Origin of the sequence: Streptomyces sp. TRM68367, assembly GCF_014495685.1 — a bacterium.
Taxonomy (GTDB): domain Bacteria; phylum Actinomycetota; class Actinomycetes; order Streptomycetales; family Streptomycetaceae; genus Streptomyces.
Genome location: NZ_JACTVI010000042.1, coordinates 57,981 through 68,287 on the forward strand (window position 1 = coordinate 57,981; position 10,307 = coordinate 68,287).

Annotated in this window: 8 protein-coding genes; 3 read left to right on the forward strand and 5 right to left on the reverse strand. The window is 71.3% G+C overall.

Annotated elements, in window-relative coordinates; translation table 11 throughout:
* Positions 1–95 precede the first annotated feature (95 nt).
* From H8R17_RS25085 to H8R17_RS25100, 4 genes are all read right to left on the reverse strand, one after another.
* Entirely contained in the window at positions 96–1,262 is a 1,167-nt protein-coding gene (locus tag H8R17_RS25085; RefSeq protein ID WP_187825463.1) for a thiolase domain-containing protein, read from the reverse strand.
* Positions 1,259–2,323, reverse strand: a complete 1,065-nt coding sequence (locus tag H8R17_RS25090) for a thiolase domain-containing protein (protein ID WP_187825464.1) — start codon at positions 2,321–2,323, stop codon at positions 1,259–1,261. Before H8R17_RS25090 ends, H8R17_RS25085 begins: the two co-directional genes overlap by 4 nt.
* Complete coding sequence (locus tag H8R17_RS25095; protein WP_187825465.1) at positions 2,320–3,279, reverse strand: Zn-ribbon domain-containing OB-fold protein; 960 nt, start codon at positions 3,277–3,279, stop codon at positions 2,320–2,322. The genes H8R17_RS25090 and H8R17_RS25095 overlap by 4 nt, the downstream gene beginning before the upstream one ends.
* A gap of 61 nt (positions 3,280–3,340) precedes the next feature.
* Positions 3,341–4,156, reverse strand: a complete 816-nt coding sequence (locus tag H8R17_RS25100) for a crotonase/enoyl-CoA hydratase family protein (protein WP_187825466.1) — start codon at positions 4,154–4,156, stop codon at positions 3,341–3,343.
* A 174-nt stretch (positions 4,157–4,330) separates the two neighbouring features.
* Between H8R17_RS25100 and H8R17_RS25105 the strand changes: the two genes are divergently transcribed.
* Together H8R17_RS25105 and H8R17_RS25110 are read left to right on the forward strand one after the other, a co-directional pair.
* On the forward strand, positions 4,331–5,938 hold the full coding sequence (locus H8R17_RS25105; protein WP_187825467.1) for an acyl-CoA synthetase: 1,608 nt from the start codon (positions 4,331–4,333) through the stop codon (positions 5,936–5,938).
* A 128-nt stretch (positions 5,939–6,066) separates the two neighbouring features.
* Complete coding sequence (locus tag H8R17_RS25110; protein WP_187825468.1) at positions 6,067–7,944, forward strand: sulfatase; 1,878 nt, start codon at positions 6,067–6,069, stop codon at positions 7,942–7,944.
* 27 nt (positions 7,945–7,971) lie between these two features.
* On the opposite strand, the gene H8R17_RS25115 is transcribed toward H8R17_RS25110, so the two are convergent.
* Positions 7,972–8,667 (reverse strand): alpha/beta fold hydrolase, encoded by a 696-nt coding sequence (locus tag H8R17_RS25115; RefSeq protein ID WP_187825469.1) that lies wholly within the window; start codon positions 8,665–8,667, stop codon positions 7,972–7,974.
* A 213-nt stretch (positions 8,668–8,880) separates the two neighbouring features.
* Here H8R17_RS25115 and paaK point away from each other — a divergent pair, with 213 nt between their 5' ends.
* Complete coding sequence (paaK, locus tag H8R17_RS25120; protein WP_187825470.1) at positions 8,881–10,176, forward strand: phenylacetate--CoA ligase PaaK; 1,296 nt, start codon at positions 8,881–8,883, stop codon at positions 10,174–10,176.
* Positions 10,177–10,307 lie beyond the last annotated feature (131 nt).

Genomic DNA, 10,307 nt, shown 5'->3' on the forward strand with positions numbered 1-10,307 from the left:
GTCCGTGCTCCTCCCGATCTCGTCGTCCCGCGGCCAGCCTAGCGATCGGTTCCTGACCTCGACAGGCCACGTGTGTGGGACTTTGCCGAGGCCTTTCAGGAGTCCGGTGGCGCGGCGCCCACGAGCCACATGGAGAAGAACTGCGATCCGCCGCCGTAGGCGTGGCCGAGCACCCGGCGCGCCCCCGTGACCTGGTGTTCTCCAGCCTGGCCGCGCACCTGGAGCGCAGCCTCCGCGAAGCGGATCATGCCGGAGGCGCCGATGGGGTTGGTGGACAGCACGCCGCCGGACATGTTGACGGGCAGGTCTCCGTCCAACTCGGTCACGCCGGACTCGGTGAGCTTCCAGCCCTCGCCCTCGGCGGCGAAGCCGAGGTTCTCCAGCCACATCGGCTCGTACCAGGAGAACGGTACGTAGATCTCGGCGGCGTCGATCTCGCGGCGCGGGTCGGTGATCCCGGCCTGCCGGTACACGTCGGCCGCGCAGTCCCGGCCCGCCCTGGGTGACACGCAGTCCTTGCCGGCGAACAGGGTGGGCTCGCTGCGCATCGCGCCGCCGAGCATCCAGGCGGGCGGCCGGGGCGCACGGGCGGCTCCGGCGCGGTCGGTGAGGACCAGGGCGCAGGCGCCGTCGGAGGAGGGGCAGGTCTCGGAGTAGCGGATCGGGTCCCACAGCATCGGCGAGGCCATCACCTTCTCCAGCGTGATGTCCTGCTCGTGGAGGTGCGCGTAGGGATTCTTGAGCGCGTTGCGCCGGTCCTTGTAGGCGACGAGGGCGCCGACGGTGTCCGGGGCGCCGCTGCGCCGCATGTACGCGCGCACGTGCGGGGCGAAGAAGCCGCCCGCCCCGGCCAGCAGGGGCTGCTGGAAGGGGATCGGCAGGGACAGTCCCCACATGGCGTTGGACTCGGACTGCTTCTCGAAGGCGAGCGTCAGGACGGTGCCGTGCACGCGGGCCGCGACCAGGTTGGCGGCGACGAGGGCCGTCGATCCCCCGACCGACCCGGCCGTGTGCACCCGGAGCATGGGCTTGCCCACCGCTCCGAGCGCGTCGGCGAGGTACAGCTCGGGCATCATGACGCCCTCGAAGAAGTCGGGCGCCTTGCCGATGACGACGGCGTCGATGTCCGCCCAGGTCAATTCGGCGTCGCTCAGGGCCCGCCCGGCGGCCTCCCGGACGAGCCCCGCGATCGACACGTCCCGGCGCGCGGCGACGTGCTTGGTCTGGCCGATGCCGACGACGGCGACGGGTTCCTTGCTCATCGGGGATCCCCTTCGAGTACGGCGACCAGGTTCTGTTGCAGGCAGGGTCCGGACGTGGCGTGCGCGAGGGCGCGGTCGGACTCGCCGCGGTGGATGCGGGCGGCGGCCTCCCCGATGCGGACGAGCCCGGCGGCCATGATCGGGTTGGCGGCGAGCGCGCCCCCGGAGGGGTTGACGCGCACGGAGTCGTCGAGCCGCAGCGCCTTGCGCAGGACGACCTCCTGGGCGGTGAACGGCGCGTGCAACTCGGCGGTGTCCACGGGCCGTTCGAAGGCGCCGGACCTCTCCGCGGCCAAGCGGGCGGACGGCGAGTCGGTCAGGTCGCGCACGCCGAGCCCGTGGGCCTCGATGCGGTGGTCGACGCCGCGGATCCAGGCGGGCCGGCCGCACAGTTCGCGGGCCCGCTCCCCCGCCGCGAGGATCACGGCGGCGGCCCCGTCGCCGACGGGCGGGCAGTCGCCGGTGCGCAGGGGCCGTACGACGTACTCCCCCTGCGGCACCGAACCGCGCAGTTGTGCGTGGGAGTTGGCGGCCGCCGCCTCCCGGCTGCGGGTGGCGACGGCGGCGAGCGCGGGTTCGTCGGTCTCGCCCGCGTCGATGAGGGCCTGCGCCTGGAGGGCGGCCAGGGCGACCGAGTCGGGCCAGAGGGGGGCGACGTAGTACGGGTCGAGCTGGCGGGTCAGGACGTCCCGTACGGGGCCGGGCGAGGACTTGCCGTACGAGTAGACCAGCGCGGTCTCGGCGTCGCCGGTGAGCAGTTTGGTCCAGGCCTCGTACAGGGCCCAGGCGCCGTCCATCTCGACGTGCGACTCGGAGATCGGCGGCCAGGCACCGACGCCGTCGAGGGCGAGGGTGAAGGAGAAGGCGCGGCCGGCGAGGTAGTCGCTGGAGCCGGAGCAGGTGAAGTCGATGTCGGCGGTCTTGAGGCCGGTGCGGGCGAGGACCTCGTGCAGGACCGGCATGAGCATCTCGACCTCGGACTGCTCGAAGCTGGTGCGCCGGTGGTCGGTCTGTGCGAAGGCGACGACGGCGATCTCGCGGTCCCCTGGTGCGCTCGTCACAGCAGCTCCTTGTAGGTGTCGTAGTCCGCGTCGGGTTCGCCGGTCGGCCGGTAGTGGTCGGGGTAGCGGGCTCCCTCCGTCCACACCGCTTCGACGCGCAGGCCCATTCGCACCTGGTCGTAGGGGATGCCGGCGATCCGGCCGTGCAGCGCGAGATCCGCGCCGTCGAGGGCGATGTGGGCGTAGACGTACGGCACCTCGATGTCCAGGTTCTTCGCCTTGATGTTGACGATGCAGAAGGTGGTGACCGTGCCGCGCGGGCCCACCTCGACCTGCTCGGCCGTGGCGACGCCGCAGGTGGGGCAGGCGCCGCGGGGCGGGACGTACACCTTGCGGCAGACCGGGCAGCGCTCGCCGACGATCCGGCGGTCGGCGAGCGCGGTGATGTAGGCGGTCTGGGCGCGGCCGGGCGAGTAGGTGTAGTCGAGGCGGGCGGTGGCGACGATGCCGGTGACGGGGTCCTCGAACTCACCGGTGTGGGCAGCAGGTTCGGCGGTATCGGCGGTTGCAGCGTCGTACGGCTCGAAGCAGGCGATGTCCGTGATGGCGCCGGAGCGTTCGGCGGACCAGCGGATGCGGACGCGCATGCCGGTGTGCACGGCGTCGGGGCCGGGGGCGTCGAGAGCGTGCAGGAGGGCGGTGTCGGCGCCGTCGAGGCGGACCAGGACCCAGGCGAAGGGGGTGTCGAGGGGCTGGCCGCGGCGCGGGGCGTGGTTCCACGCCCAGGTGGTGACCGTGCCGGTGGGGGCTACTTCGACAAGGCCGCCGAGGTCGCGGATCTCCTCGGCGGTGACGGGGTCGTACTCGACGGGCGGGACGAGGGTGCGGCCGTCGCCGGTCTGCACGCCGAGGACGACGCGTTCGCGCAGGCCGGTCAGGAAGGCGCTCTGGACCGGGCCGAGGGAGCGGGTGAAGGGGAACTCGACGACGAGTGGCGCTGTGAGGACTTCGGGCACGGGGACTCCTGGTTAGGGCTCAGGCGCGTGGGTCGGGACTCAGGCCCGCATGCAGACGGGCTCAGGCCCGCTTGTAGATCGGCGGGCGCTTCTCCGCGAAGGCGCGGGCACCCTCCTTGGCGTCGGCGGTGTCGAAGACGGGCCAGCCGCGCCCCAGTTCGGCGGCGAGACCGTCGGCCTCGGTCATCTCGGCGCTCTCGTACACGGAGGCCTTGACGGCCTCGACGGCGAGCGGGCCGCAGGCGTTGATCCGCTCGGCGATCTCCAGGGCCTTGTCGAGGGCGGTGCCGTCGGGGACGACGTGGCCGATCAGGCCGATGTCCGCGGCCTCGCGGGCGCTGTAGGGGCGGCCGGTGAGCAGCATCTCCAGGGCGTGGGTGCGCGGGATCTGCCGCTGGAGCCGGACCGTCGATCCGCCGATCGGGAACAGGCCGCGTCTGACCTCGAAGAGCCCGAAGGTGGCCGACTCCCCGGCGACGCGGATGTCGGTGCCCTGGAGCATCTCGGTGCCGCCCGCGACGCAGTGCCCCTCGACGGCGGCGATCACCGGCTTGCGGGGGCGGTGATGGCGCAGCATCGCCTTCCAGTGCAGATCCGGGTCGGCCTTGAGCCGGTGCCGGTAGTGCTCCCCCTCCATGCCCTTCCCGGACAGGGCCTTGAGGTCCATGCCGGCGCAGAACGAGCCGCCCGCGCCCGTGAACACGATCGAGCGGATCGCGTCGTCCGCGTCGGCCTCGACCCAGCCGTCGTACAGGCCGACGAGCATCGGCAACGAGAGCGCGTTCTTCGCCTCCGGCCGGTTGAGCGTGAGGACGAGTGTGGCGCCCTCGCGCCGCACGGTGAGGTGCTCCGTCCCGTGGTTTTCCGTCCCACCCATCGCTGTCTCCCCTCTGACAGAACGAGAACAGGTTGCAGGAGGCGGGATGACAGGACAAGTGTTTTCTGACAGACAGTCAGATTTCTTCTGCGCGGACCCTTCACAGTTGAGGCGCCCTTTGCTCTGATGACCGGCGAACCGGTGCGAGCGGGCCGTCCGAGGTCAGGAGGAGCGGTGGAGTACAACCTTGCCGACCTGTTCGAGTCGGTCGTCGACGTCGTCCCCGACCGGGAGGCCCTGGTGTACGTCGACCACCCGGGCACCGGCGCCGAGCGGCGGCTGACGTACGCGGAGCTGGACGCGGCCGCCAACCGCATCGGCCACCATCTGCTCGCCAGCGGGATACGGCCCGGGGAGCATGTCGGGCTCCACCTCTACAACGGCATCGAGTATCTCCAGACCGTGCTCGGCTGCCTGAAGGCGCGGATCGTGCCAGTCAACGTCAACTACCGCTACGTGGAAGAGGAGCTGGTCTACCTCTACCGGGACGCGGATCTGGTGGGGCTGGTCTTCGACGCGGAGTTCGCGGACCGGGTGGCGGCGGCGCTGCCGCGGGCGAAGCAGCTGCGGCACCTGTTACGGGTGGGGGCTCCGAAGCCGACCGGGGTGCCCGCCGTGGGGTTCGCGCAGGCCGAGGCGGCGGGGTCGCCCGAGCGGGGATTCCCGGCGCGCTCGGCCGACGACCAGTTCATCATCTACACCGGCGGCACGACCGGGATGCCCAAGGGCGTGATGTGGCGCCAGGAGGACCTGTTCTTCGCCGGGCTCGGCGGCGGTGCGCCGACCGGGGAGCCCGTGCGCAAGCCGGAGGAGCTGGCCGAGCGGGTCGCGGCCGGCGGGGCGGGGATCACCTTCTTCCCCACGGCACCGCTGATGCACGGCACGTCCACGCTGACCGCGTTCATCGGCTTCAACTTCGGGCAGTGCGTGGTGATCCACCGCAGGTTCGTGCCCGAGGAGGTGCTGCGGACCGTCGAGCGGGAGCGCGTCACCAGCATCTCGCTGGTGGGCGACGCGATGCTGCGGCCGCTGATCGACGCGCTGACCGGCCCGATGAAGGGCACGGACTGCTCGTCACTGTTCAGCGTGTCGTCGTCCGGCGCGATCATGTCGGAGACGGTGCGGCGGCAGTTCCAGGAGCTGGTGCCGAACGCGATGCTGCTGAACAACTTCGGTTCCTCGGAGTCCGGCTTCAACGGAACCGCGACCGAGGACGCGGGCGCCGAGCGCGGCTTCCGGATCCGCGTCCACGCGCGGACCCAGGTGGTGGACCTGGCCACGCACGAGCCCGTCGCGGCCGGCGAGGTGGGCCAGATCGCCCAGTGCGGCCATGTGCCGCTCGGCTACTACAACGACCCGGCGAAAACGGCGGAGACCTTCTTCCAGAAGGACGGCGAGCGCTGGGTGCTGCTCGGCGACATGGCGACCGTCGGCGCGGACGGCGTGGTCACGGTCCTCGGCCGCGGTTCGCAGTGCATCAACACCGGGGGCGAGAAGGTGTACCCGGAGGAGGTCGAGCAGGCGCTCAAGTCCCATCCCGACGTGTACGACGCGCTGGTCGCGGGCGTGCCGGACGAGCGGTGGGGACACCATGTGGCGGCCGTGGTGCAGTTGCGCGAGGGCGCGCCGCGGCTCTCGCTGACCGACGTCCAGACCCACTGCCGTACCCGTCTGGCCGGATACAAGGTCCCGCGACAGCTGGTGATCGCCGAGGCCATCCAGCGGTCGCCGAGCGGCAAGGCGGACTACCGGTGGGCGCGGGAGGTGGCGGCGGACGGGTGATCTCCCGGGGTGATTTCCCGGCCGCGCGATTGAACCGACGGTGACGTACGGACGTACTGGTGGTGGCAGGCTCGGTCATGGGGCCGGGTTTGCCATGCCATCGCACGACCGTACGGAAGGACCACCGGGTGTCCCTCTTCACTCGCTCTCGCCAGTTGCCGGACTCCACGGAGAGCGGGGCGGATGCGGACGGTGACACCGCTGCGGCGGAGGAGGTCGCCGAGGGGACGACGGCGGAGGAAACTTCCGCGGCTGCCGAGTCTTCTTCCGAGGTCAGAGAGGCAAAAGGAGTTTCCGAGGGTTCCGAGGAGGAACCGCAACCCCCGCAGGCGTCCGCCGCCAAGGGCGACGGCTGGCTCGGCTGGCGGCGCCGCCACCCCCGTACGGCTCGGGGCGTCACCGTCGGCATCACCGTGCTGGCCGCCGCGCTCGTGCTGTTCGCGCTGCTCGTGCCGAACCGGCTGGAAAAGATCAACGTCGAGGCGTTCCTCCGCCTCCCCGCCGAGGGGATCCTGCTCGCGGGGCTGCTGCTCGCGCTGCCGCCGCGGTCCCGGCGGCTCATGGCGTACGTCACGGGCGTGGGGCTCGGCCTGCTCACCGTGCTGAAGTTCGTCGACATGGGGTTCTACCAGGTACTGGCCCGCCCCTTCGACCTGGTCCTGGACTGGATCCTGCTCAACGACGCGACCGACTTCGTCCGGGAGTCGTACGGCCGTACCGCCCAGGTGCTCGCCGTGGTCGGGGTGATCGTCCTGTTCGTCGCCCTGCTGGTGCTGATGACGCTGGCGGTGCTGCGGCTGACGAACCTCATGGTCCGGCACCGTCAGACTGCCGCACGTACGACGCTGATCCTGGGCACCGCGTGGATCACCTGCATCACGCTGGGCATTCAGGTCACCGGCGTCTCCGTCGCCACCAAGGGCAACGCCGAGTTCCTGAGCAACCGCGTGGAGCAGGTGCGCGCGGGCCTGAAGGACGCGCAGGTCTTCGAGAAGCAGGCGGCCGTCGACAAGTTCGCGAAGACCCCGCCCGACCAGCTGCTGGCCGGGCTGCGCGGCAAGGACGTACTGCTCACGTTCGTCGAGAGCTACGGCCGGGTCGCGATCGACGACCCGGCGATGGCGCCGCAGATCGACGCGGTCCTCAAGGACGGCACCAGGTCGCTGAAGGCGGCCGGGTTCGAGTCGCGCAGCGGCTGGCTGAAGTCCCCGGTGACGGGCGCCGGCAGCTGGCTCGCCCACTCCACCTTCCTGTCCGGTCTGTGGATCAAGAACCAGCAGCGGTACCGGAGCCTGACCACCAGTGACCGGATGACGCTCACCAACTACTTCCGCAAGTCCGGCGCGTGGCGCACGGTCGGCATCGTGCCGGGCGTGCGGCGGGCCTGGCCGGAGGGCAAGTTCTTCGGCCTCGACCACATCTACGACTCGGAGCACCTCGGCTACCACGGCCCGTACTTCAGCTGGACGCCCGTGCCCGACCAGTTCAGCATGGAGGCCTTCCAGCGCCTGGAGCACGGCAAGAAGAACCGTGCCCCGATCATGGCGGAGATCATCCTGGCCTCCAGTCACGCCCCGTGGTCGCCCATGGCGCGCATGATCGACTGGGAGGACCTGGGCGACGGCTCGGTGTTCCACCGGATCAAGAAGGAGGGCACGGACCCCAAGGAGGTCTGGCAGGACCCGGAGCGGGTGCGCACCGAGTACCGGAAGGCCATCGAGTACTCCATCCACAGCCTGACCGAGTGGGTCGAGCGGTACGGCGACGACGACACCGTCCTCGTCTTCCTCGGCGACCACCAGCCGGTCCCGACCGTCACCGCCGGCGACTCCGGCAAGGACGTGCCGGTCACCATCGTCGCGCGCGACCCGAAGGTGATGGACCGGATCACCGACTGGGGCTGGACGGAGGGCCTGAAGCCCGCCAAGGACGCGCCGACGTGGGGCATGGACAAGTTCCGCGACCGGTTCATGACGGCGTACGGTCCGCAGGGCGGCTCCCGCTGACCTTCGGGCGGGGCACCTGCCCTCTCGTCACACCGCCAGAAAGGGCCCGACGGCCGCGAGGAACTCGCGCGGCCGGGCCTCGTGCACGAGGTGCCCCGCGTCGACGCTGACGAGCCGGGCATCGGGCAGGCGCCCGGCCAGGGCGGTGATGTGCTCCTGCGGGAGGGGACTGCTGGGTCCGCCGCCGATCAGCAGCGTGGGCACCGTGATTCGCAGCATGCCCTCCCACCAGGCGGGATCCGGCGCGTTGCGCTGCTCGTCGGTGGCGAGGACCATCGCCCAGTCGTACGGCAGGTGCCCCTCCGGGCGTGCGGCGAGCGGCCGCGGCGGATCGAGCGGAAAGGGCGCGGGCACGTCCTCCAGCACCAGGCGGCGCAGGGCCTCGGGCCTGTGCTGGGCGAGCAGGCAGGCGACGATGCCGCCCAGGGAGTGGCCCACGAGGTCGGCACGGTCGATGCCGAGGGCGGCGAGGAAGCCGAGCACGTCGTCGCGCAGGGTCTCGTAGCCGTAGTCGCCGGGCCACTCGCTGCGGCCGTGCCCGCGCAGGTCGGGCGCGTACACGCGGCGGGGTCCGGCGGCGAGCGCCGGGGCAATCCCGGCCCAGTCGGCGCCGTCGGCACCGCGGGCGTGCAGCAGGACGACGGGCGGCGCGTCCTCGGGGCCCCAGGCCCGGTAGGCGAGGGTGATGCCGTTCGCCTTGACGGTGCGCGGTGCGGTGTCCATGCCCGGGCACAGTAGTGGACGTCGGATCTCCGGGCGCGGGGGTTCTGCCGAGGGCAGAGGAGCCGACGGCCGGAGGACGGGCCAGGCGCGACACGGTGAGAAAGTGCAGGCCGATGTCTTGCCCGAGGACGGGCCGGCTGGATTACTGATCCTCAGCAACCTCGACCGAATGATCGGTCGTCCGGAGTGGCGTGAGGGTGAGGGAGAGCCGTCATGGCGGAGGCGACGGAGCTGCTGGACGCGGGGGAACGGCTCGGCGCGCAGGCGTTGCGGGCGCTGCAGCTGGAGCGGCTGCGGGCCACGCTGCGGCGCGTGTACGAGAACGTGCCCTTCTACCGGAAGTCCTTCGACAAGGCGGGAGTGCGCCCGGAGGACTGCCGTACGCTCGCCGACCTGGCCCGGTTCCCGTTCACCACCAAGGCGGACCTGCGGGCGAACTACCCGTACGGCCTGTTCGCCGTGCCGAGGGAGCGCGTCCGGCGTGTCCACGCCTCCAGCGGCACGACCGGCGTGCCCACGGTCGTCGGCTACACCGAGGGCGATCTGTCGATGTGGGCGGACATGGTGGCCCGGTCGATCCGGGCGGCGGGCGGGCGGCCCGGCGACATGGTGCATGTGGCGTACGGGTACGGGCTGTTCACCGGCGGCCTGGGCGCGCACTACGGCGCCGAACGGCTCGGCTGTACGGTCGTGCCGGCGTCCGGCGGCATGACGGCCCGCCAGGTCCGGCTGATCCAGGACCTCAAGCCGCGGATCATCATGGTGACGCCGTCGTACATGCTCACCCTGCTGGACGAGTTCGAGCGGCAGGGCGTCGATCCGCGCGGCACCTCGCTGCAGTTGGGGATCTTCGGGGCGGAGCCGTGGACGGAGCGGATGCGGCAGGAGATCGAGGAGCGGTTCGCGATCGACGCGGTCGACATATACGGGCTGTCGGAGGTGATCGGGCCGGGCGTGGCCCAGGAGTGCGTGGAGACCAAGGACGGCCTGCACGTGTTTGAGGACCACTTCTTCCCGGAGGTGGTCGACCCGGTCACCGGTGAGGTGCTGCCGGAGGGCGAGCGGGGTGAGCTGGTGTTCACCTCGCTCACCAAGGAGGCGATGCCCGTGATCCGGTACCGGACGCGGGATCTGACGCGGCTGCTGCCCGGCACGGCCCGGGTGTTCCGGCGGTTGGAGAAGGTCACCGGCCGCTGTGACGACATGGTGATCCTGCGCGGGGTGAACCTCTTCCCGACGCAGATCGAGGAGATCGTGCTGCGCACGCCGGGCGTCGCGCCGCACTTCCAGCTGCGGCTCACCCGCGAGGGCCGCCTGGACGCGCTGACCGTCCGGGCCGAGGCCCGCCCCGACGCGACACCCGAGGCGCGGGAGGCTGCCGGGCGGTCCATCGCGGCGGCCGTCAAGGAGGGCATCGGTGTGTCGGTCGGGGTCGAGATCGTCGATCCGGAGTCGCTGGAGCGGTCGGTGGGCAAGATCCGGCGGATCGTGGACCTGCGGTCGCGGTAGGGTCCGTCCGCGTTGCCGACGCTCGCCGGGACAGCACACCTAGTGCCTGCCGGGGCACTAGTAGACTGTCGCGGCTAATATTTGGGATAAAGGTGACGCAGTTTGATGCGTGCATCGTGGGTGGTGAACTG

Excerpts from the sequence above, each read along its gene's own strand:
- H8R17_RS25085 (WP_187825463.1), bottom strand. The coding sequence starts at position 1,262 with ATGAGCAAGGAACCCGTCGCCGTCGTCGGCATCGGCCAGACCAAGCAC.
- H8R17_RS25100 (WP_187825466.1), bottom strand. The coding sequence starts at position 4,156 with ATGGGTGGGACGGAAAACCACGGGACGGAGCACCTCACCGTGCGGCGC.
- H8R17_RS25115 (WP_187825469.1), bottom strand. The coding sequence starts at position 8,667 with ATGGACACCGCACCGCGCACCGTCAAGGCGAACGGCATCACCCTCGCC.
- paaK (WP_187825470.1), top strand. The coding sequence starts at position 8,881 with ATGGCGGAGGCGACGGAGCTGCTGGACGCGGGGGAACGGCTCGGCGCG.